General features: G+C 69.3%; 27 protein-coding genes and 1 tRNA gene. 17 read left to right on the forward strand and 11 right to left on the reverse strand.

What is annotated here, in order from left to right:
* Positions 1 to 6 precede the first annotated feature (6 nt).
* From ITP53_RS19360 to ITP53_RS19370, 3 genes are all read right to left on the reverse strand, one after another.
* On the reverse strand, positions 7 to 984 hold the full coding sequence (locus tag ITP53_RS19360) for an aldo/keto reductase (protein ID WP_195896817.1): 978 nt from the start codon (positions 982 to 984) through the stop codon (positions 7 to 9).
* 78 nt (positions 985 to 1,062) lie between these two features.
* The gene (locus tag ITP53_RS19365) at positions 1,063 to 1,839 is read right to left on the reverse strand and encodes a GNAT family N-acetyltransferase (RefSeq protein WP_195896818.1); all 777 of its coding nucleotides are present in this window, start codon (positions 1,837 to 1,839) and stop codon (positions 1,063 to 1,065) included.
* 11 nt (positions 1,840 to 1,850) lie between these two features.
* The gene (locus ITP53_RS19370; RefSeq protein WP_195896819.1) at positions 1,851 to 3,752 is read right to left on the reverse strand and encodes a hypothetical protein; all 1,902 of its coding nucleotides are present in this window, start codon (positions 3,750 to 3,752) and stop codon (positions 1,851 to 1,853) included.
* Positions 3,753 to 3,897: 145 nt separating this feature from the next.
* Between ITP53_RS19370 and ITP53_RS19375 the strand changes: the two genes are divergently transcribed.
* From ITP53_RS19375 to ITP53_RS19385, 3 genes are all read left to right on the forward strand, one after another.
* Positions 3,898 to 4,062: a hypothetical protein gene (locus ITP53_RS19375; RefSeq protein WP_195896820.1), complete on the forward strand. Its 165-nt coding sequence runs from the start codon at positions 3,898 to 3,900 to the stop codon at positions 4,060 to 4,062.
* Positions 4,063 to 4,206: 144 nt separating this feature from the next.
* Positions 4,207 to 4,935, forward strand: a complete 729-nt coding sequence (locus ITP53_RS19380) for a helix-turn-helix transcriptional regulator (protein ID WP_195896821.1) — start codon at positions 4,207 to 4,209, stop codon at positions 4,933 to 4,935.
* 88 nt (positions 4,936 to 5,023) lie between these two features.
* A complete protein-coding gene (locus ITP53_RS19385; protein ID WP_207756139.1) occupies positions 5,024 to 5,380 on the forward strand; it encodes a VOC family protein in 357 nt (118 codons plus the stop codon).
* Between the two features lie 250 nt (positions 5,381 to 5,630).
* On the opposite strand, the gene ITP53_RS19390 is transcribed toward ITP53_RS19385, so the two are convergent.
* The 3 genes from ITP53_RS19390 to aceE all read right to left on the reverse strand — a co-directional run bounded on the left by ITP53_RS19390 (position 5,631) and on the right by aceE (position 10,804).
* The gene (locus ITP53_RS19390; RefSeq protein ID WP_195896823.1) at positions 5,631 to 6,368 is read right to left on the reverse strand and encodes a maleylpyruvate isomerase family mycothiol-dependent enzyme; all 738 of its coding nucleotides are present in this window, start codon (positions 6,366 to 6,368) and stop codon (positions 5,631 to 5,633) included.
* A 10-nt stretch (positions 6,369 to 6,378) separates the two neighbouring features.
* Positions 6,379 to 7,875, reverse strand: coding sequence for an alpha/beta hydrolase (locus tag ITP53_RS19395; protein WP_195896824.1), 1,497 nt, complete (start codon positions 7,873 to 7,875; stop codon positions 6,379 to 6,381).
* Between the two features lie 181 nt (positions 7,876 to 8,056).
* Positions 8,057 to 10,804, reverse strand: coding sequence for a pyruvate dehydrogenase (acetyl-transferring), homodimeric type (gene aceE / locus ITP53_RS19400; protein WP_195896825.1), 2,748 nt, complete (start codon positions 10,802 to 10,804; stop codon positions 8,057 to 8,059).
* Positions 10,805 to 11,203: 399 nt separating this feature from the next.
* Between aceE and ITP53_RS19405 the strand changes: the two genes are divergently transcribed.
* The 8 genes from ITP53_RS19405 (at position 11,204) to ITP53_RS19440 (ending at position 14,618) form a co-directional block, all read left to right on the forward strand.
* Positions 11,204 to 11,386: a hypothetical protein gene (locus tag ITP53_RS19405; RefSeq protein ID WP_195896826.1), complete on the forward strand. Its 183-nt coding sequence runs from the start codon at positions 11,204 to 11,206 to the stop codon at positions 11,384 to 11,386.
* A gap of 93 nt (positions 11,387 to 11,479) precedes the next feature.
* Complete coding sequence (locus tag ITP53_RS19410) at positions 11,480 to 11,662, forward strand: DUF1918 domain-containing protein (protein ID WP_195896827.1); 183 nt, start codon at positions 11,480 to 11,482, stop codon at positions 11,660 to 11,662.
* A 9-nt stretch (positions 11,663 to 11,671) separates the two neighbouring features.
* A complete protein-coding gene (locus ITP53_RS19415; RefSeq protein ID WP_195896828.1) occupies positions 11,672 to 12,079 on the forward strand; it encodes a secondary thiamine-phosphate synthase enzyme YjbQ in 408 nt (135 codons plus the stop codon).
* A gap of 116 nt (positions 12,080 to 12,195) precedes the next feature.
* The gene (locus ITP53_RS19420; RefSeq protein ID WP_195896829.1) at positions 12,196 to 12,624 is read left to right on the forward strand and encodes a DUF3052 domain-containing protein; all 429 of its coding nucleotides are present in this window, start codon (positions 12,196 to 12,198) and stop codon (positions 12,622 to 12,624) included.
* 37 nt (positions 12,625 to 12,661) lie between these two features.
* Positions 12,662 to 13,114: a peroxiredoxin gene (locus ITP53_RS19425; RefSeq protein WP_195896830.1), complete on the forward strand. Its 453-nt coding sequence runs from the start codon at positions 12,662 to 12,664 to the stop codon at positions 13,112 to 13,114.
* A gap of 15 nt (positions 13,115 to 13,129) precedes the next feature.
* Positions 13,130 to 13,447 carry a hypothetical protein gene (locus ITP53_RS19430; RefSeq protein WP_195896831.1) on the forward strand — a complete coding sequence of 106 codons (318 nt, stop codon included), beginning with the start codon at positions 13,130 to 13,132 and terminating at the stop codon, positions 13,445 to 13,447.
* Positions 13,448 to 13,578: 131 nt separating this feature from the next.
* Complete coding sequence (locus ITP53_RS19435) at positions 13,579 to 14,529, forward strand: ROK family protein (RefSeq protein WP_195896832.1); 951 nt, start codon at positions 13,579 to 13,581, stop codon at positions 14,527 to 14,529.
* A 17-nt stretch (positions 14,530 to 14,546) separates the two neighbouring features.
* A tRNA-Val gene (locus tag ITP53_RS19440) sits at positions 14,547 to 14,618 on the forward strand.
* A 36-nt stretch (positions 14,619 to 14,654) separates the two neighbouring features.
* Here the strand turns inward: ITP53_RS19440 and ITP53_RS19445 are convergent.
* The 3 genes from ITP53_RS19445 to ITP53_RS19455 all read right to left on the reverse strand — a co-directional run bounded on the left by ITP53_RS19445 (position 14,655) and on the right by ITP53_RS19455 (position 17,946).
* On the reverse strand, positions 14,655 to 15,926 hold the full coding sequence (locus ITP53_RS19445; RefSeq protein WP_207756141.1) for an ATP-binding protein: 1,272 nt from the start codon (positions 15,924 to 15,926) through the stop codon (positions 14,655 to 14,657).
* A gap of 639 nt (positions 15,927 to 16,565) precedes the next feature.
* A complete protein-coding gene (locus ITP53_RS19450; protein WP_207756142.1) occupies positions 16,566 to 17,123 on the reverse strand; it encodes a hypothetical protein in 558 nt (185 codons plus the stop codon).
* Between the two features lie 94 nt (positions 17,124 to 17,217).
* The gene (locus tag ITP53_RS19455) at positions 17,218 to 17,946 is read right to left on the reverse strand and encodes a LysR family substrate-binding domain-containing protein (RefSeq protein WP_328815072.1); all 729 of its coding nucleotides are present in this window, start codon (positions 17,944 to 17,946) and stop codon (positions 17,218 to 17,220) included.
* Between the two features lie 55 nt (positions 17,947 to 18,001).
* Between ITP53_RS19455 and ITP53_RS19460 the strand changes: the two genes are divergently transcribed.
* Positions 18,002 to 18,373, forward strand: a complete 372-nt coding sequence (locus ITP53_RS19460) for a DUF5997 family protein (protein WP_195896834.1) — start codon at positions 18,002 to 18,004, stop codon at positions 18,371 to 18,373.
* A gap of 239 nt (positions 18,374 to 18,612) precedes the next feature.
* Entirely contained in the window at positions 18,613 to 19,644 is a 1,032-nt protein-coding gene (locus ITP53_RS19465) for a TerC family protein (RefSeq protein WP_195896854.1), read from the forward strand.
* 101 nt (positions 19,645 to 19,745) lie between these two features.
* On the opposite strand, the gene ITP53_RS19470 is transcribed toward ITP53_RS19465, so the two are convergent.
* Both ITP53_RS19470 and ITP53_RS19475 read right to left on the reverse strand, forming a co-directional pair.
* Positions 19,746 to 21,161: a glycoside hydrolase family 28 protein gene (locus ITP53_RS19470; RefSeq protein ID WP_195896835.1), complete on the reverse strand. Its 1,416-nt coding sequence runs from the start codon at positions 21,159 to 21,161 to the stop codon at positions 19,746 to 19,748.
* Between the two features lie 109 nt (positions 21,162 to 21,270).
* Positions 21,271 to 22,299, reverse strand: coding sequence for a PHP domain-containing protein (locus tag ITP53_RS19475; protein ID WP_195896836.1), 1,029 nt, complete (start codon positions 22,297 to 22,299; stop codon positions 21,271 to 21,273).
* Positions 22,300 to 22,400: 101 nt separating this feature from the next.
* Between ITP53_RS19475 and ITP53_RS19480 the strand changes: the two genes are divergently transcribed.
* The 4 genes from ITP53_RS19480 to ITP53_RS19495 all read left to right on the forward strand — a co-directional run bounded on the left by ITP53_RS19480 (position 22,401) and on the right by ITP53_RS19495 (position 25,616).
* The gene (locus ITP53_RS19480; protein ID WP_195896837.1) at positions 22,401 to 22,802 is read left to right on the forward strand and encodes a hypothetical protein; all 402 of its coding nucleotides are present in this window, start codon (positions 22,401 to 22,403) and stop codon (positions 22,800 to 22,802) included.
* A 1-nt stretch (position 22,803) separates the two neighbouring features.
* Positions 22,804 to 23,949: a glutathionylspermidine synthase family protein gene (locus ITP53_RS19485; RefSeq protein WP_195896838.1), complete on the forward strand. Its 1,146-nt coding sequence runs from the start codon at positions 22,804 to 22,806 to the stop codon at positions 23,947 to 23,949.
* A gap of 39 nt (positions 23,950 to 23,988) precedes the next feature.
* A complete protein-coding gene (locus ITP53_RS19490) occupies positions 23,989 to 24,420 on the forward strand; it encodes a DUF350 domain-containing protein (protein ID WP_195896839.1) in 432 nt (143 codons plus the stop codon).
* A 71-nt stretch (positions 24,421 to 24,491) separates the two neighbouring features.
* A complete protein-coding gene (locus tag ITP53_RS19495; protein WP_195896855.1) occupies positions 24,492 to 25,616 on the forward strand; it encodes a PucR family transcriptional regulator in 1,125 nt (374 codons plus the stop codon).
* The last annotated feature ends 35 nt before the right edge of the window (positions 25,617 to 25,651 follow it).

Here is a 25,651-nt window from a genome sequence, read left to right on the forward strand (position 1 = left end):
CGCCGGCTACCAGCGGTCGTGGACCTGGGGACGGATCAGGTCGTCGTAGACGGAGTGGACGGCTTCCAGGGTGGCGGGGGCGAGCGGGGACGCCGCGGCGGCGCCGGCGTTCGCGGTGGCCTGGGCCGGGTTGCGGGCGCCGGGGATGACCACCGACACGCCGTCCTGGTCCAGGATCCAGCGCAGGGCGAACTGGGCCATGGTCAGGCCCGGCGGGACCAGCGGGGCCAGACGGCGGACCGCCTCCAGGCCGGTGGCGAAGTCCACGCCCGAGAACGTCTCCCCGACGTCGAACGACTCCCCGTGCCGGTTGAAGGTGCGGTGGTCGTCGGGCGCGAACGTCGTGTGCTCGTCGTACCGGCCGGACAGCAGGCCGCTGGCCAGGGGGACGCGGGCGATGATGCCCACCCCGGCGGCGCGGGCGGCCGGGAGGACCCGCTCCAGCGGCTTGAGGCGGAACGCGTTCATGATGATCTGCACGCTCGCCACACCGGGCCGGGCGATCGCCGTCAGCGCCTCGTCGCACGTCTCCACGCTCACTCCGTACGCGGCGAGCTTCTGCTCGGCCACCAGCGTGTCCAGGGCGTCGAACACCACGTCCGCCGAATAGACCGGCGTCGGCGGGCAGTGCAGCTGGACCAGGTCGATGGTGTCCACGCCGAGGTTCTGGCGCGAGCGCTCGTTCCAGGCGCGGAAGTTGGCCAGCACATAGTTGGCGGGGATCTGCTCCAGCCGGCGGCCCATCTTGGTCGCCACGGTCAGCTCCTGGCGGCCCTTGGCGAACCGGCCGACGATCTGCTCGCTGCGACCGTCGCCGTAGACGTCGGCGGTGTCGATGAAGGTCACGCCCCCGTCCACCGCCGCCCGCAGGGTGGCGAACGCCTCGTCCTCGGTCACCTGGCCCCAGTCGGCGCCGAGTTGCCAGGCGCCGAGCCCCACCACGCCGACCTGGCGTCCGGTCCGTCCCAACACGCGGTGTTCCATGAGAGCCCAACCCTTCTGTCTGCGCACATGACTGGGACCAGTCTCCCGGACGGACCCGGACAACCGTCCCACGGGGGGTCAGCGGGCGTGCGCGGCATCCCAGACGTAGGGCGTGGTCCTGGTGATCTCGTGCAAGCCGAGCCGCCGCAGGATGGGCCGGCTGTCCTCGGACGCGTCCACCTGGAGGTACTCGACGCCCGACGCCACCGCGAGCCGGGCGCGGCGGGCCACGAGGGCTCGGTAGATGCCGCGCCCTCGCCACTCGGGCAGCGTCGACCCGCCCCAGAGACCGGCGAAGCCGGTGCCGGGCTTGCGCACGAGCCACGCCGCCGACACGACCAGGCCCCCTGCCTCGGCCACCAGGACGTCGGTGCCGCCGTCACGCACGCGCCTGGCCAGATCGCCGGCCAGCCAGCTCCAGTCCTCGCCCCACACGGCGGACTCCATCTCGGCGATGGCCCGCAGGTCTTCCCGCGCGCTGACCTGGCGGATCGTCACGCCTCCAGGCAGCGGCGCGTCCCCCAGCAGCTCCTCGGCCACGCCGACCAGCACGGTCTCCGGCTCCTCCGCCACGAACCCGGCGCGCTCCAGCCGCGCGGGCAGGTCGGCGGGCCGGTCGTGGGCACGGGTCTTCCACTCGAACCCCTCGCCCCGCGCCGCGAAATACGCGCACTGGCGCGCGATCAGGTCGTCGAGCCCGTCGGCCGCCAGCTCGGGCGGCCCCTCGACGAAGCCGCGGAACATGCCGGTGATCCGCAGCAGCGGCCCGTCGAGGTCGTACGCCAGCCCGTCCGGAATCGCCTCCGGGATCCACCTGCGAGTCCCGTCATATCTGTCCAGCAGCGCTTGTTTCACGAGCCGGAACTCTAGCCGCCGGGCCGCCTCGGCCGGTAGCAGCAGCGCAGGCCCATCTGCACGGCGCCGCGCAGCTCGTCCCCGATCACCCGGTCCACCGCCGAGATGCGCGACAGCGCCCGCCTGATGGCCTTGCCGACGGCGATCCTGGCGCGTTCCTCGTTCCCGGCGAACGGCCGCGCCCGCCCGCCGATGCCGGTCGCGGCGCCCAGCTCGGCCACCAGCCACTCGCGCTCCAGCCGCAGCGCCGCCGCCCGCTCCAGGTCGTTCATCGACTCCAGCTCGTCGATCGCGGCCTCCAGCTGCCCCAGCCGCTCGCGGTAGGCGTCCCTGGCCACGTCGTCGAGCACCGGCTGGTCCGAGGAGCCGTCGCCGTCCGGCGTCCACGTCCCGCCGGCCAGGTCGGCGGCCAGGATCTCCCGCCCCGGGTTGGCGACCAGCGTCGCCAGGTGCGTCATGCCGACGCTGTGATCGACCAGCGCCAGCCGCCCGCCCAGCTCGACCTGCCAGTGCCGCCCGTGCCTGCCGAACCGGCACGCGCCGTGCGCCGGGACCGCCCGCCCCACGACGGCGGGCAGCACCATGCCCAGTTGCCGCGCCTCCTCCGTGGCCAGCGCCTGCTCACGGAGCGCCGCCCGGTCCCGCGGCCCGTCACGCAGGGCCAGCGCCTGCCCGAGCCGGCACCGGGACAGCGCCACCGCGGGCCAGTGCCCCAGGGCCAGGTTCCCCTGTACGGCGGCCCGCAGGTGCCCGGCCGCCCGATCCACGTCTCCCATGGCGAGCGCGGCCATGCCCAGCGAGTGGTGCACCGAGCCGAAGCAGGCCACGCCGAGGCCGGCCACCACCGACAGCCCCGCGAACGGGCTCAGCAACGCGTACGCCCGCGCCGCCGTGTCCGCGTCCTGGAGCAGGTGCGCGGCCTCCACCACGCAGTACATCGACGTCAGCCAGGTGCTCGACCTGGGCAGCTCGGACAGGTCACGACCGCGCAGCCTGGCCAGGGAGCCGGCCGCAAGCCGCACGTCACCCGCCGTGGCCGCGGCCACCGCCAGACCGGCCAGGTAGGAGTTGTCGACAGGGCTGAGCGTGGGCGAGGTGACCATGTCCGACAGCACGGGCAGCAGCTCGGCGACGCGGCCCTGGAACCAGCGGATGGCGCCGAGCTGGCCGCCGTACCCGGCGGGCGCGTCCAGGTCACCGGCCGCGACGCCGCGGGCGAGGCACTCCCCCGCCCGCTTCTCCGCCTCCGCGAAGCGGCCCGCCCGGATGGTGAGCATGACGTCGATGGAGTCGGCCACGTAGCCCACCGCGAGATGGTCGTGGTCGGTGAGCAGGCCGTGCAGCTCCTCCAGGCAGCGCTCCGTGTGCGGGTCGGCGGCCAGGTAGAGGTCGATCGTCCGGCACAGCAACCCCATCAGCAGGTCGGACCTGCGGCCCGTGACGCCCGCCTGGCCGATCAGGGCGGTGGCCAGCTCCAGTCTCGTCTCGGCGTGCTCGGGGCCGAGCAGGCATTGGTGCGCCAGGCTCAGCGCCTCCGCCAGCGCGGTCGCGTCGCCGCCGGACCGTCTGGCCTGCGCCAGGAGCGGCATGATCGTGTCGTGCCCGCCCGTCCGGTAGTCCTGCTCGCCGGACAGCCGTACGCGCAGCCGCAGCGCCAGTGGCGAGCGGGGGTCGAGCAGGGACAGCGCGTGCCGCTGGCGGGCGCGTACCCGCTCCGACTCCGCGCACGTCCGATGCTCGTGCAACCAGATTCCGCCGAGCCCGAGCGCGGCCATCGCGAGCGCGATCGGATCTCCGCATGTCTCCGCCTGCCGGTAGGCCCTGTCGTACCAGCGCCGCGCGGTCTGCAGATCCCCGTTCACGTACAACGCCCGCTCACCCAGCACCAGAGCCAGCTTCAGATCCGGACCCAAGGCGCGATCCTCCCCTGTGCGACGCCCACGCTTCTGCCCCCTGGCAGTCATCGGGGGCAGAGCGTTCCGGGGGTTCCCCGAATACCGTTCTGGTGTGGTGGACACCCGGAAATTGTCGGTCCCGCCGGACAGAATCGTCCGCATCATGATTCCTTTCAACGCCGTACGCTCCCCCGCGGGCGACATCGTGGTGTTCTACGTCGGCGCCGAGCCGCGCCTGACCTCGGAGCAGGCCCTGGCCTTCGCCGACCAGCTACGCGCGCTCGCCGCCGAGCCCGCCCGCACGGACACGTCTTTACTCGTGGTGTGATTTCGGCGCCTTTTTCCGGCGGGCCTCAGGCGGGTGGGCGGTGGTGGCCGAGGCGTGAGAGCTGTGTGACCGGAGGGTGAGGACGATGGTGCCGGGGCGCCCGGCCGGCCGCGAATGTCGGTGGCGCGGCGTAGCGTCGCCGCTGTGAACCGTACAGACCGGCTCTACGCGCTCGTAGAGGATCTGCGCGCCATAGCCCCCCGTTGCCGCTCCGCCCGCGACCTGGCCAAGCGGTTCGAGGTCAGCGTGCGCACCATCGAGCGCGACATCGCCGCCCTGCAGGAGTCAGGGGTGCCGATCTACGCAGAGCCCGGCCGCAAGGGCGGTTACGCGATCGACAGGAAGATGTCGCTGCCGCCGCTCAACTTCAGCCCGGCCGAGGCCGTGGCCATCGCGGTGGCGCTCAGCCGGGCCGGCGACCAGCCGTTCGGCAGTCAGGCGCGCAGCGCGTTACGCAAGGTCGTCGCCGCGATGCCGGGCCCCGAGGGCGAGCTGGCCAGGGAGCTGGCGCGCCGGGTGCAGATGGTGCGCCTGCCGCCCGAGGCCGGCGCCGAGATCCAGCCGCTCGGCGCGGAGGGCATCTCGCGGGCCATCGAGGAGGCGCTGCTGCGCCGCCGGGTGCTCAGGCTCGACTACGCCGACGCCAAGGGCGCGCTCACCTCGCGCGACGTCGAGCCCGGCGTGTTCCTGGGCGGGCGCGGCGGCTTCTGGTATCTCGTCGCGTGGTGCCGGCTGCGCGACGACGTGCGCGTCTTCCGCCTCGACCGCATCGCCGCCGCCACCGTCACCCCCGAGCGCTGCCCCGACCGGCCGCTCGAAGGCTTCGCCCCCGACGTGCCGGAGATGGTCGTCCACGGCACCTTGCTCGATTAGTCACTCGAAAAGTCAAGCGAAAACACCGACATAAGGGTGTCGCCATCACGTTAGATCGTTGTCTTGTTCGAGAAACAAGGAGATGACGATGGACAACACGGTGACCTGGTTCGAGGTCGCGACCGACGATCCCGATGGGGCTCAGACGTTCTACGGCGGGTTGTTCGGCTGGACCTTCGCCGGGGACGAAGGTCCGCTGGACTACCGCCTGATCACCCACCCGGGCGGCGACCAGCCGGCGGGCGGGCTGTTCAACACCAAGGGCGAGTTCCCCGGCCATGCGATCTTCCACGTGCAGGTGGCAGATGTGGAGGCGTCCTGCGCGCAGAGCGAGTCGCTGGGCGGCAAGGTGATCAGGAAGGTGATCGACGACGGCGCGGGCACCGACTTCGCCTACCTCCGCGACACCTCGGGCAACGTCTTCGGAGTCTTCCACCGCAGGTGATGACCCGTTCGCGGGCCGGGGAAAGCACCTTCCCCGCCGACCCCGGCCACGCGGACGGCCGCTTCATGTGAGCGGTTCACCGACCCGGCCCTGGACACGCCGCCGATCGCCGAGTGGCGGCGCGTCCGGGGCCGGAGACCCCGTACGTCCGGGGCCGAAACCCGCGCGTCCTGGGCCGGAGACCCCGTGCGTCCGGGGTCGGAGATCCCGTGCGTCCTGGGTCGGAGATCCCGTGCGGCGGACCCCGGGGTCAGATCGCGGTCGTGGTCAGCCAGCGGCCGAGCAGGTCGCCGTCGCCGTGGACGGTGAGCGCCGCGGGCGAGCGGCGGCCGTACAACATGAGCAGGAGGTCCTCCGCGGAGCCCTGGGCCGCGACGTCGCCCTTGGCGTGACCCGCCGCCCACTCGATCTTCCCGCCGGGTCCCTGCGTGATGGTCCACTCGCCGGGGCCGTCGTTCGCGTGGAGGTGGATCGTGGCCCCCTCCACGCCGAGCTCGGCCAGCGGCCGGGTGACCCAGGCGGCGTACGACAGGTTGTGCAGATACTCCTCGACGCCGTCGATCGCGACCTCTGCCGGGATGACCGGGTCGATGCCGAGCGCGAGCTCGGCAACGACCCGGTGGACCACCAGCTCGAAGAACATCCGGCGCGACCACCAGGACGCCCGTTTGTCCGGGCCCCAGGTCCACACCGCCAGCTCCGGGTCGGTGACGCGCAGCGTCTCGAGCAGTTCGGCGGCCCCGGCCGTGAGCCAGGCGGCGTCGCCGCTCTCACCCTCGGCCAGCCCGCTGGGCACCTGGCGCGGCCAGATCCGCTCCTGGACCTGGCCGCGCAGGACATGTACCGCCCAGCGGTGGAGCCGGCCGACATGGGTGATGAGCTCGGCGATCGTCCATCCAGGGCAGGTCGGCACCGGGACGGTCAGGTCTTCCGCCAGGGCCGCGAGGCGGGCGGTCTCCGTCTGGATCCGTGCGTTGTATTCCGTCACCCGCACCAGACTAGGCCGCCGGACAGGTGGAGCCCTTCCTGGGCATCTTCCCGTCGATCATGTACCCGTCCACGAGCCCCCGGATGCACTTGCTGCCCGACAGGTACGCCCCATGCCCCTCGCCCTCGTACGTCACCAGAGTGGCCGTCTTGAGCTGGGCCGTCAGCTTCGGCGCCCACTCGTACGGCGTCGCCGGGTCGCCCTTGCCGCCCACCACCAGGATCGGCGCGGAACCGGTGGCGTCCACGTGCCGCGCCTGGTCGCTGCCCTTGACCGGCCAGAACCTGCACAGCCCGCCCGACCCCTCGCTGCCGAACAGCGGCGAGATCTTCATGGCGGCCGCCTCGGTACGCCGCAGCACCGCCTCGCTGGGCCGTTCGGCGGTGTCGACGCAGGTGATGGCCGGGAAACTGGTCATCTGCGTGGAGTACTGGCCGTCCGCGGTGCGCCCGGTGTAGGAGTCGGCGAGGTACATCAGCGCCTCGCCCCGCCCCTTGATCGCCTCCCCGAGCGCCTGCTCCAGGAACGGCCAGGTCAGCTCGGAGTAGAGCGCCGCGGCCACCCCCGTGGAGGCCAGGCCCTGGGTGAGCTGCCGGCCTCTGACCTTGATCGGCTCGGCGGACAGCTCGTTCATCAGGTTCTCGACGTTGGTGTTGGCGGTGGGCAGGTCCTTGCCGACCGGGCACTGGCTCTTGACGCACGACTTGATGAAGCTCTCGTACGCCTTCTGGAACCCGCGGGTCTGGGCCAGCGTCCGCTGCTCGAACGACACCGTCGGGTCGAGCGGCGCGTCGAGCACCATGCGGCCCACGTTCTTGGGGAACTCGGTGGCGTACACGCCGCCGAGCTGGGTGCCGTACGACATGCCGACGTAGTTGAGCTTGGCGTCGCCCACGGCGGCGCGGATGCGGTCCATGTCGCGGGCCGCGTTCACGGTGCCGATGTGCGGCAGGACCTTGCCGGAGTGCTGCTGGCAGAGCGCGGCGAACCGCTTGTTGGCCGCCTCGGTCTGCTTGTGGGTCTCATCGTTGGGCGGCAGCGTGTCCAGCGCGGTGAAGCTGTCCATCTCGGCGCCGTTGCCGCAGCGCACCCCGGAGCTGCGCTCGACGCCGCGCGGGTCAAAGCTGATCAGGTCGTAGCGGGCACGCAGTGGCGCGAGCGCCTTGGCGGCCTGGTCGAGCGTGTCGACGCCGGAGGCGCCAGGACCGCCGAAGTTGAACAGCACCGAGCCCAGGCGCTTCTGCCTGCCGTTGGCCGCGAGCTTGATCAGCGCCAGGTCCAGCCGCTCGCCACCGGGTTTCGCGTAGTCGAGCGGCACCGAGAGCCGCCCGCACCGCACCGAGGTGTCCTGGCGGGCCGGCGGCTGGCCGTCAGGTCGCTTGATGTCGGTGCACGGGCCCCACGCGATGCTGTCGGGGGCGGCCGTGGACTCCGTGGCCGGCTCGGCGGGCACCGTGGAACAGCCGGCGACCGCCACGAACAGAGCGGCGGCTAGGACGCGTCGCATATCGATAAGTTCCCCTCGGTCTCTCAGGGGGAAGTAGTGCCCACAATACGGGACCCTGCACCAAAGCTGGGTGAGGCGGCACGTACCCCTCCTGAACGTGCCGCCCCACCTCCGGCGCGGGCGGCCGGAACGACGGCGCTCCCGCGAAAGGGACCTCGCGGGAGCGCCGGAACGCGATGGATCAGACGCCCATGGACTGGGTGTCGTTGCTCTCGGCGCCGCCTGCCTCGGTGACGCCGTTCTTCAGGTGGTAGCGGGCGATGGCCTCGCGCAGCACCTCACCGTCGAGCTCACCCCGCTTGACCAGGCTGGTCAACACGGCCAGCGTGATCGAGGCGGCGTCCACGTGGAAGTGGCGGCGCAGCGCCGAACGCGTGTCGGACAGGCCGAACCCGTCGGTGCCGAGCGAGGACCAGTCTCCCGGCACCCACTGCGCGATCTGGTCCTGCACGGCCTTCATGTAGTCACTGACGCCCACCAGCGGCCCGTGCGCCTGGGAGAGCACCCGGGTCACGTAGGGCACGCGCTGCTCGGCGTCCGGGTTGAGCAGGTTGTGCTCCTCGCACGCCAGCGCCTCGCGGCGCAGCTCGGACCACGACGTCGCGGACCACACGTCGGCCGACACGCCCCAGTCCTCGGCCAGCATCCGCTGGGCCTCCATCGCCCACGGCCCCGCCACGCCGGAGGACAGGATGTTGGCCTTCGGGCCCTGCGTCTCGGGGCCGTCGGCGAACTTGTACAGGCCCTTGAGCAGGCCCTGCACGTCGATGTGCGCGGGCTGCGCCGGCTGCAGGTAGGGCTCGTTGTAGACCGTCAGGTAGTAGAAGATGTCTTCCTGCTGGTCGCCGTACATCCTCCGGAGGCCGTCCTTGACGATGTGGGCCACCTCGAACGCCCAGGACGGGTCGTAGGAGACCGCGGCCGGGTTGGTCGAGGCGATGAGCGGCGTCTGGCCGTCCTCGTGCTGCAGGCCCTCGCCGTTGAGCGTGGTGCGGCCGGCCGTGGCGCCGAGCAGGAAGCCCCGCGTCATCTGGTCGGCCATCTGCCACATCTGGTCGCCGGTGCGCTGCCACCCGAACATCGAGTAGAAGATGTAGATCGGGATCATGTGCTCGCCGTGCGTGGCGTAGGACGTGCCGGCCGCGATGGCCGAGGCCATCGAACCCGACTCGCTGATGCCCTCATGCAGGATCTGCCCCTGCACCGCCTCCTTGTACGACAGCAGCAGTTCCCTGTCGACGGCCTCGTAGGTCTGGCCGTGCGGAGAGTAGATCTTCGCCGTCGGGAACATGGCGTCGAGACCGAAGGTGCGGGCCTCGTCCGGGATGATCGGCACGAACCTGTGGCCGATCTCCTTGTCCCGCATGAGGTCCTTCAGCAGGCGTACGAACGCCATCGTGGTGGCCACCTGCTGCTTGCCCGAGCCCTTGGAGAACGTGCCGTAGATCTCGTCGCCTGGCAGCTTGACCGGCTTGGCGCGCATGACCCGCTTGGGCAGCACGCCGCCGAGCGCCGCGCGGCGCTCCTTCATGTACTCGATCTCGGGGTCGTTCTCGCCCGGGTGGAAGTACGGGGGCAGGTCGCCCTCGAGCGCCGAGTCGGGGATCGGCAGGTAGAGCCGGTCGCGGAACTCCTTGAGCTCGGCCTTGGTGAGCTTCTTCATCTGGTGCGTGGCGTTGCGCGCCTCGAAGTCCTTGCCCAGCGTCCAGCCCTTGATGGTCTGGGCGAGGATCACGGTCGGCTGGCCGACGTGCTCGCGGGCCGCCTTGAACGCCGCGTAGACCTTGCGGTAGTCGTGGCCGCCGCGCGACAGCTTGCGAATGTCGTCGTCGGTCAGGTGCTCGACCATCTTGCGCAGCCGCGGGTCACCGCCGAAGAAGTGCTCGCGGATGTACTCGCCGGACTCGACCGAGTAGGTCTGGAACTGGCCGTCGGGCGTGGTGTTCATCTGGTTGACCAGCACCCCGTCGACGTCGGCCGCCAGCAGCGGGTCCCAGTCGCGGCCCCAGACGACCTTGATGACGTTCCAGCCGGCGCCGCGGAAGTAGGACTCCAGCTCCTGGATGATCTTGCCGTTGCCGCGCACCGGGCCGTCGAGCCGCTGCAGGTTGCAGTTGATCACGAACGTGAGGTTGTCGAGCTCCTCGCGGGCGGCCAGGCCGATGGCGCCGAGCGACTCCGGCTCGTCCATCTCGCCGTCGCCGAGGAACGCCCACACGTGGCTGCGGCTCGTGTCCTTGATCTGCCGGTTGAACAGGTAGCGGTTGAACCGCGCCTGGTAGATCGCGCTGATCGGACCCAGGCCCATGGAGACCGTCGGGAACTCCCAGAAGTCCGGCATGAGCCGCGGGTGCGGGTAGGAGGGCAGACCGTGGAAGCCGTGCGACAGCTCCTGGCGGAACGCGTCGAGCTGGGCCTCGTTGAGCCGGCCTTCGAGGTAGGCGCGGGCGTAGATGCCGGGCGCCGCGTGCCCCTGGAAGTAGACCTGGTCGCCCGACTCGCCGTGGTCCTTGCCGCGGAAGAAGTGGTTGAAGCCCACCTCGTAGAGCGAGGCGGCCGAGGCGTAGGTGGCGATGTGGCCACCCACGTTGGTGCGGGCGTTGGCCCTCGACACCATGATGGCCGCGTTCCAGCGGATGTAGGCGCGGATGCGCCGCTCCACGTGCTCGTCACCGGGGAACCACGGCTCGCGCTCCGGCGGGATCGTGTTGATGTAGTCGGTGCTGCGCAGGCCCGGCACGCCGACCTGGTGCTCGCGCGCTCGTTCGAGCATGCGGAGCATGAGATAGCGGGCCCTGGTGCGGCCCTCGGTCTTGACCACGTTGTCGAGCGACTCGAGCCACTCGTTGGTCTCGCTGGGGTCGACATCAGGCAGCTGGCTGGGTAGGCCGTCGCTGATGATCGAGAATCGCTGGCGTCCGGAAGCCACTGGGTCTCGCCTTCCGAGATGGACTGATGTCTGGTCTGGGTCGCCTTCCATCCTGGTCGCTAGCCGTAGAAAACGCATCTCTACTCGCCGGTAACCAGAGTGTCCCTGCTGGCAGGGACCTCTCCGATGGCCTAGACCACCGATGGTAGGACGAATCGCCACCAAAGGTTACATCGCATGGCTATTTTAACAAGACCGGAAAACGAACGAAAATTCGCGCGAAGCCGAACCCGGCGTGCCGGGCGGCTCTTCCCCCTTCGAGAGCCTCCCCCGGACAGCGGAGCTTCTCACCCGCACGAGCCGGGCGAGTCTAGCCACCCACCCCCGGGCGCGCCCCCGCAGGGTCGCGTCAGCTCTCCAAAGGGCCTGATCAAGGGGTACGACGCCCTCCCGGAGGGCGTGGACGGCGGCCTGAGCGTGATCGGCCACGCCGAGATCGGCCAGGACACCGGAGACGTGCGACTTGACCGTCTCCTTGACGATCTCGGCGTTGGACCGCCCCACGCGCTCAGCCGTACCTCGATCCTGGAGGGGCTCGCGCGCTTGACCGCGTCGCCGAAACGCCACATCCGCGCAGCGTAACGTTCCGGTCATCGTTCTTCCTTCCCCTCTCGGGGGAGCAAAAGTTGCGAATTGGTCTTTTCGTTGGGCGTTCGGCGTACCAATCTGGGAGGTATGAAGGCAGCGGTAGGCGACCGGCTCCTGGTGCACGCGAATACCGTTGGCGAAAGGGACCGGATCGGTGTGATCATGGAGGTCCAAGGCTCGAACGGCGGGCCTCCCTACATGGTGAGGTTCGATGACGGGCACAACCGGCTGGTTTTCCCCGGCCCGGATGCAGTCGTCGTACCTAAGTAAGATTTATCCGTGAGATCAGAAATCATCTCTGTGGCCACGGGTTCACGAGAGACCGTGCACGACATCACGGCCGAATGCGCCGAGTTCGTGCGCGCTCAGGGCGAAGACGGGTTGCTGCATGTTTTCGTGCCGCACGCGACCGCCGGGGTCGCGCTGCTCGAGCTGGGTTCGGGCAGCGACGACGACCTGGTCGCGGCGCTGCGTGAGCTGCTGCCCGCCGACGACCGCTGGCGTCATGCGCACGGCTCGCTTGGTCACGGGAGGTCACACGTCATGCCGGCGCTGATCCCGCCGTATGCGACGATCCCCGTACTGGGCGGGCGAATGGCGCTCGGCACCTGGCAATCGGTCGCACTCGTGGACCTCAACGTCGACAACCCGCAACGCCAGGTTCGCCTGTCGTTTTTGTCTGATTGATTCTGGCCGACTACGGCCGTACCCGTGGCGACCGTTGACGACTGAGGGTCACAGCGTGTGGACTGTGCCGAAGCGATAACCGCATAAGCGGGGCCACTCAAGCAGGAGGGATAAACGTGAGCGCGACCGCGGGTCAGGCGCAGGGCGAGCGCGGCCTGGCCGAACGACTCGGCCTCAAGCCGGGTCAGGTGGTGCAGGAGATCGGTTGGGACGAGGACGTCGACGACGAGCTTCGCGACTCCATCGAGGACCTGACCGGCAACGAGCTGCTGGATGAGGAGAGCGACGACGTCGTCGACGTGGTGCTGCTGTGGTGGCGCGACGGCGACGGGGACCTCTTCGACGCTCTGACCAATGCCATGCGAGCACTCGCCGAAGGCGGCCAGATCTGGCTGCTGACTCCCAAGGCCGGGCGCGATGGCCACGTGGAGCCGAGCGACATCGGGGAGGATGCCGCTACCGCGGGTCTTTCGCAGACCAGCAGCATCTCGGCCGCACCCGACTGGTCAGGGACCAGGCTCGTGGCGCCCAAGGGCCGTCGGTAGGGAGCCCGAGCGCCTGCCATGCGGCAGGATGAGGCTTATGAGCGCACATCCTGCCGAGGTCGGCGCCCTGGCTCCGGGTTTCCAGCTGCAGGACCAGCACGGCACTCCGGTGAGCTTGACTCAGTTCCGGGGCAGGAAGGTCGTGCTGGTCTTCTATCCGCTTGCCTTCAGCGGAATCTGTGGAGGCGAGCTGTCCGCGCTGCGCGACCATCCTCTCGACGCGCAGGTGCTGACCGTCTCGGTCGACTCGATGTTCGCTCTGCGTGCCTGGGCGGATCGCGAGGGTTACGCGTTCCCGCTGCTCTCTGATTTCTGGCCACACGGACAGGTCGCCCAGGCGTACGGTGTGTTCGATGAGGCGAAGGGGCTCGCGCTGCGGGGGACCTTCATCATCGACGGCGAGGGCGTGATCCGGTGGTCGGTGGTCAATCCGATCTCCGCCGCACGCGACGTCGCCGACTACGTCAAGGCACTCGCCGATATTCGATGACCTCGGAGGGGAACGATGCCCTGCTACCGCTGCGGGGCCCGGCAGACGGATCCGGTACGCGGCGCCAGCCCGTGGCAGCGCGGGGTGCGCGATGAGTCGCAGGTGCTCATCTGCCCGGACTGTCAACGGCTGCGCGACCTCGACCTGGACTCCTGCTCTACGTGCCGGTCCACCGCGCTGATCTGCCGGCTGGGTGAGGTGGAGTGCCGCTCGTGCGGCGCGGTGTGGATGGCGCGTTCCGCAGACGGGCTCACCGGGGCGGTGGCGCCACCGCCGCCCGGCCTCTCGGCGGAGGTGGAGGCGGCACTCAACCGCGTCCTCGGCAGGGCCTGAGGGATCGACGCTTTACGCGTGCCGCTGGCCCGTACTTCCGCATGCCGCGGCGAGGACGGGCGTCGGCCGTGTACGCCACACTCCGGGGTGACTTTCCAGACATGTACTGAGCTGCGCTATCGTCTCCTTCCGTGTCCGCTAAGAGTTCGTTCGTCGTCGCGCTCGACGTCGGTGGCACGTCCATGAAGGGCGGCCTGGTCAGCGAGTCCGGCGCGGTCCTGCTGAGCGAGCGGCGTCAGACGCCCCGAGAAGAGGGCCCGGAGGCGGTCGTCACCGCCGTCTCCGGCTTCATCAGCCACCTGGCCGCCTCGGGTGACGGCACCCCGGCCGGCGTGGGCCTGGCGGTCCCCGGCCTGGTGTCAGAGAACGCCGCCGTCTACGCCACGAACCTGGGCTGGCGAGACGTCCCCGCCACGGACTTCACCACCCTGGACATCCCGGTGATGCTGGGCCACGACGTACGCACCGGCGGCCTCGCGGAGAGCGTTCTCGGCGCGGGCAGGGGGCTGACGGACTTCCTGTTCCTCCCCATCGGCACGGGCATCGCCGGCGCCTCGATCGTCCGCGGCGAGCCGTACGGCGGCTCATCTGGCTGGGCCGGCGAGATCGGCCACACCCCGGTCTTCCCGGACGGCGAACAGTGCGCGTGCGGCCAGTTCGGCTGCCTGGAGACGTACGCCTCGGCGGCCTCGGTGGGCCGCCGCTACAGCCAGCGGGCGGGCGTGGAGGGCGTCAAGGCGGAACAGGTGGTCTCCTCGGACGACCCGATCGCCATCGAGGTCTGGGACGAGGCCGTGGAGGCCCTGTCGCTGGCGCTGGCCACGTACACGCTGCTCCTGGATCCCTCGCTGATCGTCCTCGGCGGCGGCCTCGCCGAGGCCGGCCCCGCCCTCTTCGACCCGGTACGCACGCGTCTCGTCAAGCGCCTGGCCTTCCGCGCGGCACCCCCGCTGGTGCCGGCGGCACTGGGCGTGGACGCCGGCATGCTCGGCGCGGCCCTGCTGGGCTGGCGCGCGGCCGGACGACCCGACCTCGGCCCCGGGTGGACGGTGGATGTGCGGTCGGCGCCGTTGGTGTCGTAAGGTGTAGTGCCGATCAGGGGCGGTTAGCTCAGCGGTAGAGCACTCGCCTTACAAGCGAGGGGTCACTGGTTCGAACCCAGTACCGCCCACCTGTGCCAGAAGAAGTGGCTTCGCCGCGCCGAGGTTTATACGTCTCCGGTCGCGGCCCCGAGTGTCCACAAGGCTGCCATAGGAAGAGCCCGCAGTCTCTCGCCGAAAGCCAGCGCCTGTTCTCCGGTATAGAGCACGAAGCCGGCGCGGAATCTTGCTCCGAGTCGGTCGGCCAGGTGGCGCAGGCCGCGGAAATCGTCGCTTCGCACGGTTTCCGCCGCCTTTATCTCGACCCCGATCACTTCGCCGGACGCGTGCTCCAAGACGATGTCCACCTCAACTTTGTCGCGGTCTCGGTAGTGGAACAGCTGGACGGGCTCGTTCGCCCAGGTGAGCTGACGTGCCACCTCGCCGGTCGCGAAATTTTCGAGCAGGGGACCAATGGGGGCTGTGACATCTCTGGCACGTTCGGATGACATGCCGACGAGGCGGCCGCCTAGTCCACTGTCTGTGACGATCAGTTTGGGGGTGGAGATGGCGCGGCGGGTGAGATTCGAGGACCAGGCCGGTATCCGCTTGATGACGAAGACCAGCTCCAGAAGGTCCAGGTATCGGGCGAGTGTCATCCGGGGGAGACCCACGTCGCCGGAAATCGACTGGACCACCGCCAATCCGCCCATGCGGGCGGCGATGACGCTCAAAAGCCTGCGCATCTCTGCCGGACGTTCGATGTCGGAGATCTGGCGCACGTCCCGGGTTATCAGATCGGTGATGTACGAGTCGAAGAACCTGTTCCGCCTGCGTCCCGGGTCCCGTCGAACCGCCTCCGGGTAGCCGCCGCGCAACGCTCTGTCAACGTAGTCGTGCTTACGGAGGGAACAGGAACGCATTGAGGCGTCGAGATCCTGTGTGAAGACGCAGTCCACGAATCCGTCCGGAGCATCGTCGATCTCGCCCTGGGAGAGTGGCCACAGCTCGATGGTCTCCGTTCGGCCGGGCAGGGCGTCTGGGAGGTCGCGTAGCCCCAGCAGGCGCGCGGAGCCGGTGAGGAGGTAGCGGCCCGGGCGCGGATCTCGGTCGACTTCGCGCTTGATCGGCAGGAGTAGTTGAGGGGCACGCTGGATCTCGTCGATCAGCAGAAGTCCGTCGTGCCGGACGAAGGCGACGGGATCCTCCTCGGCCGCGGCCAAGGTCGCCGGATCGTCCAGGTAGAGCTGGCGAGCGTTGTCCGCCTGGTTGACGATCAGGCCTGCCAGCGTGCTCTTGCCGACTTGCCGGGCACCGTTCACGACGACCACGCGGGTGTCCGCCAGTGCTTCGCGCGTCATGGCCTGGGTGCGGCGCGGGTACAGAGAAGTCTGCGTCACGATCCCGCAGGTTATCGCAGATAGAGCCCTTCGGTGGGCGTTCTGCCGGAACACTCATGGGCGTTCTGCCGAAGGTTATCTGGGCGTTCTGCCGGAAAACGATGGGCGCTCTGCCGTGTGACGACTTCTTCGCAAAAAGACCGCCGTGTGTGATCCATGGGACTCCGTGTGCGGTCCTCTGCTGGAGTGCTCGACCCGCCCTCTCCAGACTGCCGCCACCGTCTCGCTGAGTGACTATTTGAGTGACAACGGCCCGGGACGCGTGCGGACAGCCGAGGACCTGGGTGGAACGTTCGCCGAGGAGGCCCTGAACGACCTGAGATCCCCGCTTCTCCTGGCGTGCCTTACAAGCGAGGGGTCACTGGTTCGAACCCAGTACCGCCCACCTACAAGTACAGTCCTCACCCCAAGGTCATGGAATTCGCCTTGGAACGAAATGGGGACGATCTTGAAAGTCCTGAGATGCGACCAGACGGAGGTTTCTCAAGTCTTTCGGGGGCAACGGGTTTCACGTCGCCGAGTTGGAGGCTGAGGAGCTTCCACGTATGGCCGAACTCGTCGAGTCGCCTACGACCGCCCCGGCATACACCCCAACCCGCCGACCATGCAGGCACCGCCGCGCAGAGCGGTCGCCACCCTTCATTTCGCCGGCAACTCGTCGACCGTTTGCACGCCGCGCTCCAGCACCGCGGTGTAGATGTCCGAACCGCCGATCGTGTTCGGGTAGTCCGGGCACTCGTGCTTCAGCCGCAGGATCGTCAGGCGTTGGTCATCGCTTGCCGCACGCAACCGCAGTGCGTCGGGGACGTGCGGCCGCTCGACGACATGCAGCCAGAACGTCAGGTCGACCTTCCAGACATCGTTGACTCGCAGTACGGCGTAGAAGCGCTCGTCCGTGAGTCGCGGAGTCGGCCGGCGGTCGCCTCGTTCGTCGCGGAAGTCCACAGCAAACAACTCGGCGCGTTCGGCGAGGGTTGCCAAGCCGGTGAGGACGTGGACCGCGGTGGCGTCCGGGGCGTCGAACATGACGTCGAGGTCGCGGAGAACCATCAGGCCGGACAGCGCGCTGCCGATCACCTGGGCACGCCAGGGGAACGCGGTCGGCAGGTCCAGTTGGTCGAGGAGTTGGTTGGCCTCGGCTTGCAGGACCTGGGCGTGTTCGGCCAGCGACATGGACAGACCGTAGGAGACAGTCAACGGGCAGCACCAGTGGTTTTCCGGGGACGATCACCTCGCCTCCTGGGCGACGGCGGCGGGAAGACTTCCAAGGCGGTCCGAACCGGGCCGCAGGTCACCGAAACCGGTGGCCCTTCCGTTTACGGCTGGACGGCACGGCGCGGCGACCGGAGCCGTTCTCTGCGGGTTTCCGCGCCTGCCGCGGTGCCGGTTTCTCCGCTGGGGAGGCGGGGGTACGGCCCCGCGAGCTGTTCACTGTCCGGCCGCGGACGATGCCGATGAAATCTTCCACCAGGTCAGTTGTCGCGTCCGTGGGCCAGGCCAGCGCGACCTGAGACTGCGGCACGTCCGGCACCGGCCGGTAAGTGAGATCCCTGCGGTGGTGGAGGCGTGCCAGCGACTGCGGAACCAGGAGAAGCCCGGTGCCGGCCGCTACCAGCCCGACCGCGTCCGCCGTTGTGGCCGGGCGGGTGAACGCGGGCAGTCCGGGCCGGACCGTCCATTCGATGGTGTCGTCCAGAGGATGGAACACCGTGTCGTCGGCCAGGTCGGCGACGGCCACCTCGTCGGCGGCGGCCACCGCGTGGTCCTTGGGCGCCACGACCACCGTGGTCTCCACGTAGAGGGGAATCACGCTGAGCCCGTCGCGGTCGACCGGCAGCCTGACGAATCCGGCGTCGGCGCCGCCATCCCGCAGGAGTCCCACCGCCTCGGCGGCGGGAACCGCGACCAGGGTAACCGGCACGCCCGGCATCCTCTCGGTCCAGACATCGACCCATTTCGCGGGTGTCACCCCGGGCACGTACGCCAGCCGGAACACCTTGCCGGTCTCTCCATCAGTCACTTCCTCAGCGTACCGATGTCAGGTGAACCCGTTCAGACTGGCTACTCTTGGCGCCATGACCTCGCCCAAACCGAAGACCATCCAGACGATGAAGCCCGAGACCGCGGCCAAGAAGCTGGGTGTCCTCCTCTCGGCCACTCCCGCCGAGTTCCAGGCGGGTGTCGTCTCCAGGGACGAGCTGAACGAGTTGCAGTCGACGCCGCCCGCCTGGCTCGCTGACCTGCGCCGCAACGGCCCGCACCCCAAGCAGGTCATCGCCGCGAAGCTCGGGGTCTCCATTTCCGGCCTGACCAGAGGCGGGATCACCGTACCGCTCACCACCGCTGAGATCGATGCACTGAAAGCGGAGAACCCAGCGTGGCTGGAGCGCGAGCGGTCCGTCCAGGCCGAGACCCGCAAAGAAGCACTCCGCCTCAAGCAACGCTAGGCAGCGGGGCATGGCTGCCGCGCCCGTCGGCGGTGTGCCGGAGGGCCCCCTATCGGCCACCCGTACCGCAATGTACGATGTCGCCAGATAGTGGAGGGGAGTACTCCTTCGCGGCCACGTCGTCATTACGGTCCCGGCCATCTGGGACCCGGCGCGGTCGGTCCGCCTGAGAGCGCGGGCGGAGAAGACCTCCGACAGACGTACCAACGCCAAGTCGGAGGAGCACTATGCCCCCACCTATGTCCGTGCCCGCCTGGGTTTGGGCAGCGGCCCTCGCCACCCTGATCGCGCTCGTCCTGCTCGACCTGATCGTGGTGAACAGGAACCCGCACAGGATCACTGTGCGGGAAGCGACCAAATGGGTGGCCTTCTACATCGGCTGCGCCGTGCTCTTCGGCATCGGCGTCTGGATCTTCGCCGGAAGTGAGCACGCGGCCGGATTCGCGACCGGTTACATCACCGAATACTCACTGAGCGTCGACAACCTGTTCATCTTCATGATGATCATGGCGAATTTCGCGGTTCCAGCAGTTCACCAGCATCGGGTGCTGCTCATCGGAATCATGCTCGCCCTCGTCATGCGCGGCGTCTTCATCGGCCTCGGCGCGCAGGCCGTCCAGCATTTCAGCTGGATTTTCTGGCTGTTCGGCGGGATCCTCATCTACACCGCCTGGAAATTCGCGTTCAACCAGTCCGATGACGATGAGTACGACCCCAACGGGGGGATCGTCCGGCTGCTCCGCCGGGTGTTCCCAGTGACGGACGACTACCAGGGGTCGCGGCTCACGATCAAACGCGACGGGCGCCGCTGGCTGACCCCGATGTTCATCGTCATCGTGGCCATCGGCGGGGCCGACCTCGTCTTCGCGGTCGACTCCATCCCGGCGATCTTCGGTATCACGCAGGACGCTTTCCTGGTGTTCGCGGCCAACGCGTTCGCCCTGATGGGGCTGCGCCAGCTCTACTTCCTCCTCGGCGGGCTGGTGGAGAAGCTGGTCTACCTGTCGTACGGGCTCGCGTTCATCCTCGGCTTCATCGGCGTGAAACTGGTGCTGCACGCCCTGCACGAGAACGAGCTGCCGTTCATCAACGGCGGTGAGCACGTCGCCTGGGCCCCCGAGATCAACAACTGGGTGTCGCTCGGCGTCATCGTGTCGGTGCTCGCCATCACCACGGTGGCCAGCCTCATGAAGACCCGGCGTGGCGTGCGGGCGGACGACGGCGAGGCCGCTCCTGCGCACGCCGAGGAAGCCGGCAACGCGCCGCACTGACGCGGCGCCGCCTCCGGGCTGGTCCGCGGGATCACCCGCGGACCAGCCCGGAGGGCAGGCCGGTGTCCGGGAATGATCCCGGGGACCGTCATGCGCGGCGGTCAGGGGACGATCAGTGGTTCGCCGTTGGCGAGGACGTTCTTGAGCACCAGGTTCTCGACGTGCTCGGCCACGCTCGGCGTCGCGGTGGTGCCGAAGTCCACGTCGGTCAGCGTGACCCCGCGGATCGGCGCGTCGGCGTAACCGCGCAGGTTGAGTGCCCGGTTGGCGGTCCGTACAGTCACGTCGCGCACGTCGATCCCGCCCACCACGGGGTTGAAGCCGTGCCCGGGACCCTCCTCGTAGTGGAAGTTGATGTCGATGACCGAGCCGCCGACCTGACCGATCTCGACGTCCCTGGCGTAGAAGCCGTCGATGAACCCGCCGCGCACGGAGTTCGTCTTGAAGCGCAGCGCGATGTCCAGGTTGGGGCTGGACATCGTGCAGTCCCTGATGAAGACCTCGCGCACGCCGCCGGACATCTCGCTGCCGATCGTCATGCCGCCGTGCCCGTCGCGGAAGGTGCAGTCCTCGACGAGGATGTACTCGCTGGGCACGTTCACCCGGCGGCCGTCCGCGTTGCGTCCCGACTTGATCGCGATGCAGTCGTCGCCGGTGTCGAACGTGCAGCCGCGGATCACCACCATCCGGCTGGACTCGGGGTTGCAGCCGTCGTTGTTCGGGCCGTGCGTCTCGACCATGACGTTCCGCACGAGTACGTTCTCCGACAGTGTCGGGTGGATCTCCCACATCGGCGAGTTGACGATGGTGACGCCCTCGATCAACACGTTCTCGCACCGGTAGGGCTCGATGAAGGACGGGCGCAGGAAACCGCCCTCGCCGTACACCCGCCGCTTGACCGCCACCCCCTGCTCAGCCTGGGCGAACAGCGCGGCCCTGGCGCCGGCCTGGTGCGGCTCGCCCGGCTCCCAGCCGTGGTCGCCCGACCCCTTCCACGGCCACCAGTGATCGTCGTCCGCCTGCCCGTCGAGCACGCCGGACCCGGTCACCGCGATGTTCCGCTGCCCGTACGCGTAGATCAGCGGGGAGTAGTTGTAGAGCTCGACGCCCTCGAACCTGGTCAGCACCACCGGGAGGTAAGCCTTCGGCTCGGTGCTGAACAGCAGCCTGGCACCCTCGGTGACGTGCAGGTCCACGTTGCTCAGCAGGTGGACGGCACCGGTCGCGAACCGTCCTTCCGGCACGTCCACATGCCCGCCGCCCGCCTCGTGACAGGCCCTGATCGCGGAACGGATGGCCGCCGTGCAGTCCGTCACCCCGTCGCCGACGGCGCCGTGGTCCCTGATGTCGAACCGGCGCCGCGGAAACCTCGGCCCGCGCACCTTCGCCGCGACGTGGTTGGCCCGCGCCCACGGATCGCCTCCCACCAGTGGATCGGGTACGGCATGCGCGTTGAGAACAGGGACGGCGAAGGCGGACATCGCCATGGCACGCATGGCGTCGCGGCGGCTTAACATGGGCGGCTCCCTCCTGGAACGACACCCGGATGATAAGCCAACCAGTTGCAGTGATCTAGGGGCATCCGGGCACATCACGCCAGGATCGAGGCTGCAACCGCTTGCACATTTATGCCGTGCCCTGGGTCCAGTCCAGGAGGCGGTCTAGGGGCCAGGTGTTGACGACGCGGTCCGCCTCGATCCCGCAGCGGGCCGCCCGCTCGCACCCGTACCGCTGCCAGTCGAGCTGCCCCGGCGCGTGCGCGTCCGAGTCGACGGCGAACAGGCACCCCATCTCGTACGCCAGCCGCATCAGCCGCTTCGGCGGATCCAGCCGATCGGGCCGGGAGTTGACCTCCACCGCGACCCCGAACCTGCGGCAGGCCTCGAAGACCAGCTCGGCCTCGAAGGACGACTCCGGGCGGCGTTCCCCGCGTCGCCCGCCGGCCCGTACCACCCGGCCCGTGCAGTGACCGAGCACGTCGACGAGCGGGTCGGCGACGGCGGTGACCATCCGGCGGGTCATCTCCTCGCCGGGCATGCGCAGCTCGGAGTGCACGCTGGCGACCACCACGTCCAGCCGCTCCAGCAGCGCGGGCTCCTGGTCGAGCGAGCCGTCCTTGTTGATGTCCACCTCGATCCCGGTCAGGATCCTGAACGGGGCCAGCCCCTCGTTCAGCTTGGCCACCACGTCGAGCTGCCGTTCGAGCCGCTCGGCCGGCAGGCCCTTGGCGATACTGAGGCGGGGCGAGTGGTCGGTGAGCGCCCAGTACTCGTGGCCGAGGCCGATGGCCGCCTCCGCCATCTCCTCGATCGGCGAGCCGCCGTCCGACCAGTCGGAGTGGCTGTGCAGGTCGCCCTTCAGCGCGGTCCGCAGGGCGGCGGTCTCCGCGTCGAGCTCGACCCCGGCGGTTGCCCGCATTCTGCGCAAGTAAGTAGGAACCTGCCCATCGAGGCTTTCGTTTATCACAAGGGCGGTGACCTTACCGATGCCGGGCAGGTCGCCGAGTCCGCCGGTGCGGGACAACCGCACGAGCTCGTCCCGGGGGAGGTCGGCGACGATCGCGGCGGCACGGCGGAAGGCACGCACGCGGTACGTGGGCTCGCCGGCGCGCTCGAGCAGGAAGGCGATCTCGCGCAACGCCTCAACCGGTTCCATGCGTCATTCATACCCAAGCACCACACAACAGACAGTCATTACTCATTGAATCAAGACGAAAGCCACCGGTAGGCTGATCGGCCCATGAAAGCAGGATCTTGATGGCACAACCGCCGAATCCTCACCAAACGCCTCCCAAACGTCCGCGCAAAGCGTCCAAGGCCATTCCGCTGACCGTCCTCGGCGTCCTGTCCGTGATGCTGGTCGGCTACTGCGCGGCCGTGCAGGACGACGACGACGTCACCGCCGACTGCGTCATCCAGCAGGACGACGGCACGTACGAGGTCGTGGACGACGACTACTGCGACGACGACGGCCGTAGCTCGGGGATCTACGCCGGCTCGCGTGGGGCGTACTTGTGGTATTACGGCGGCACCCGAGTCGGCAACCGCGTCCGGGGCGGCACCACGTACCGGCCCTCCGACGTGAACATCACCAGCCGCAGCGGGAAAGAGATCCAGCGCGGCGGCTTCGGCTTCGGCAACCGGGGCGGCGGGGGCTGACGTGCGCCGGGAACATGGCACTCCCAGGAGCGGCTGGGAGAAGACGATCGAGGGGCAGGGCCTGGCCTACCACCGGGCCGCCCACCCCGAGGGCCTGAGCAGGCCCTACTGGGACGAGTCCGTCCACTACGTCTTCTCGATGGCCGAGGTCGAGGCGCTGGAGGAGCAGGTCGAGGAGCTGCACGACATGTGCCTGCGGGCCGTCGAGCACGTGATCTCGGCCCGCCGCTTCGCGGACTTCGCCATCCCCGAGTGGGCCTGGGACGAGGTGGCGCGCTCGTGGGAGCGGCGCGACTCGCACCTGTACGCCCGCTTCGACCTGCGCTACGACGGCACGGGCCCGGCCAGGCTGCTGGAGTACAACGCCGACACGCCCACCTCGCTGGTGGAGTCGTCGGTGGTGCAGTGGTTCTGGCTGCAGGACGCGTATCCGGGCGACGACCAGTGGAACTCCCTGCACGAGCGGCTCATCGACCGCTGGCGCGAGCTGCGGCTGCCTCCCGGGCCCACGCACTTCGCGTTCACGAACATGGACGAGACCGGCGAGGAGGCCATGACGGTCGCGTACCTGCAGGAGACCGCGGAACAGGCGGGGCTGCGGACGATCTCGATCGCCATGGAGGACATCGGCTGGGACGCGCTCAACCGGCGCTTCGCCGACCTGAACGAGCAGGTGATCCGCTCGGTGTTCAAGCTCTATCCGTGGGAGTGGATGCTGGCCGACCAGTTCGGGCGGCACGCGGTACGGCACGGCACCTGGATCGAGCCGCTGTGGAAGACCCTGCTGTCGAACAAGGCGCTGCTGGCCATCCTGTGGGAGCTCTACCCGGGGCATCCCAGCCTGCTGCCCGCCTACCTCGACGGGCCGCGCGAGCTGACGTCGTACATCGCCAAGCCACTGCTCGGCAGGGAGGGTGCCTCCATGCGCATCGTCACCCCAGAAGGCACGCAGGAGACACCCGGCGAGTACGGCAAGGAGGGCTACGTCTTCCAGGGCTTCGAGGCCCTGCCCGTGTTCGAGGGCCAGCGGCCGGTGCTCGGCGCCTGGATGGTCGCCGACGAGGCCGCCGGGCTCGGCATCAGGGAGACGACCGGCTTCATCACCGATGACACCTCCTCGTTCGTCCCGCACCGCATCGCCGAATGAACGACCGAACCTTCCGCACACTCCGTGATTGGAACTGACGTGACCCTGCTCGAATTTCTGGCCCGCGGCGCCGGAGCCATCGCCGCCTACGCGGCCGTCGGCGTGATCCTGATGATCGTCGGCTTCTACGTGATCGACTGGGCCACCCCGGGCAGGCTGAGCGAGATCATCCGTACCGAACGCAACCCGAACGCCACCCTGCTGACCACCTCCGCCCTGGCCGCCGTCGGCCTCATCGTGGCGGCCTCCATCTGGGCCGCCGGCGGCCGGCTCGCCGAGGGACTCGCGGCCACGGCGGTGTTCGGCCTGGTGGGCATCGTGGTGCAGACCGTGGCGATGCTGGTCTTCGACCGCATCGTCGGCATATCCGTACGCGACCTCATCAAGGAGAAGGAGTTGCAGCCCGGCTCCCGCCTGCTGGCCGTCACGCATCTGGCGATCGGAGTCATCACCGCCGTCGCGGTCATCTGAACCGACCTGGCACTCTAGGAGGCGTGACAGACCGGACCCGGGAGGACACCACGCGCAGGCTCGAGCGGGCCATGGGCTCGCTCGGCACGGCGGCGATGGCCCGCATGGACGACCAGTTGCCGTGGTTCCGCGCGCTCAGCGCCGAGGACCGGTCCTGGGTGGGACTCGTCGCCCAGGCGGGCATCGCGGCGTTCGTCGAGTGGTTCCAGCACGCGGGCAACGATCGGCCGACTCCCAGCATCGAGTTCTTCGGCACGGCTCCCCGCGAGCTCAAGCGCTCGATCTCACTCCAGCAGACCGTCGACATCGTCAGGGTCGTGGTGGAGGTGGTGGAGGCGCAGACCCACGAGCTGGCCGCGCCGGGCGGCGAGGACCAGCTCCAGCAGGCCATGCTGCGCTACACGCGCGACGTGGCCTTCGCCGCCGCCCACGTCTACGCCCGTGAGGCCGAGGCAAGAGGCTCGTGGGACGCCAGGCTCGAGGCGCTGATCGTGGACGCCCTCGTACGCGGGGAGGTGGACGACGGCCTGCACTCCTGGGCCGCCGCGCTCGGCTGGACCTCCTCCCCCGTCGTCGTCATCGCCGGGCACGCCCCTGACGACGATCCGCGCTCGGTCATCGACGGACTGCGCGAGAAGGGCCGCCGCATCGGCATGGACCTGCTGGCCGGCGTACAGGCCGACCGGCTGATCGTGATCGTCGGCGGCGCCGGCAGCGTCAACGACGCGGCCAAGCAGGTGGTGGCCCGCTTCGGCGTGGGACCCATCGTGATCGGGCCCGAGGTGCCCGACCTGCACGCCGCCGCCAGGTCCGCCCGGGCGGCGCTCGCCGGGCTGAAGGCGTCCTGCGGGTGGCCCGACGCGCCCCGGCCCGTGCACGCCGAGGACCTGCTGGCCGAGCGGGCGCTCGACGGCGACACCGACGCCAGGGAGCAGCTCATCGAGAACGTCTACCTGCCCCTCGCGGGCACGCCTCTGCTGGACACGCTGGCGACGTACCTGGAGCAGGGGACCTCGCTGGAGGCGACGGCGCGGCTGCTGTTCGTGCACCCCAACACCGTTCGCTACCGCCTCAAGAAAATCACGGAGCTGACCGGATACCAGCCGACGGAGGGCAGGTCGGCCTTCACCCTGCAGGTCGGCCTCATCCTGGGCCGCCTCTCAGAAAGTGCCGTAACTTGGCGTGCCCTAACGTAATGACGCCGAAATCCCCACTGTAGGATTCCTACAAT

Source organism: Nonomuraea cypriaca, assembly GCF_015645445.1.
In the GTDB taxonomy this organism is placed as follows: domain Bacteria; phylum Actinomycetota; class Actinomycetes; order Streptosporangiales; family Streptosporangiaceae; genus Nonomuraea; species Nonomuraea cypriaca.

Bases quoted from the DNA above. Each gene is read 5' to 3' on its own strand.
- ITP53_RS19475 (WP_195896836.1), bottom strand. From the start codon at position 22,299: ATGGAACCGGTTGAGGCGTTGCGCGAGATCGCCTTCCTGCTCGAGCGC.
- ITP53_RS19495 (WP_195896855.1), top strand. From the start codon at position 24,492: ATGGGCTCGCTCGGCACGGCGGCGATGGCCCGCATGGACGACCAGTTG.
- ITP53_RS19430 (WP_195896831.1), top strand. From the start codon at position 13,130: ATGCCCTGCTACCGCTGCGGGGCCCGGCAGACGGATCCGGTACGCGGC.
- ITP53_RS19395 (WP_195896824.1), bottom strand. From the start codon at position 7,875: ATGCGACGCGTCCTAGCCGCCGCTCTGTTCGTGGCGGTCGCCGGCTGT.
- ITP53_RS19375 (WP_195896820.1), top strand. From the start codon at position 3,898: ATGATTCCTTTCAACGCCGTACGCTCCCCCGCGGGCGACATCGTGGTG.
- ITP53_RS19470 (WP_195896835.1), bottom strand. From the start codon at position 21,161: ATGTTAAGCCGCCGCGACGCCATGCGTGCCATGGCGATGTCCGCCTTC.
- ITP53_RS19425 (WP_195896830.1), top strand. From the start codon at position 12,662: ATGAGCGCACATCCTGCCGAGGTCGGCGCCCTGGCTCCGGGTTTCCAG.
- ITP53_RS19480 (WP_195896837.1), top strand. From the start codon at position 22,401: ATGGCACAACCGCCGAATCCTCACCAAACGCCTCCCAAACGTCCGCGC.
- ITP53_RS19465 (WP_195896854.1), top strand. From the start codon at position 18,613: ATGTCCGTGCCCGCCTGGGTTTGGGCAGCGGCCCTCGCCACCCTGATC.
- ITP53_RS19385 (WP_207756139.1), top strand. From the start codon at position 5,024: ATGGACAACACGGTGACCTGGTTCGAGGTCGCGACCGACGATCCCGAT.
- ITP53_RS19460 (WP_195896834.1), top strand. From the start codon at position 18,002: ATGACCTCGCCCAAACCGAAGACCATCCAGACGATGAAGCCCGAGACC.
- ITP53_RS19410 (WP_195896827.1), top strand. From the start codon at position 11,480: ATGAAGGCAGCGGTAGGCGACCGGCTCCTGGTGCACGCGAATACCGTT.
- ITP53_RS19360 (WP_195896817.1), bottom strand. From the start codon at position 984: ATGGAACACCGCGTGTTGGGACGGACCGGACGCCAGGTCGGCGTGGTG.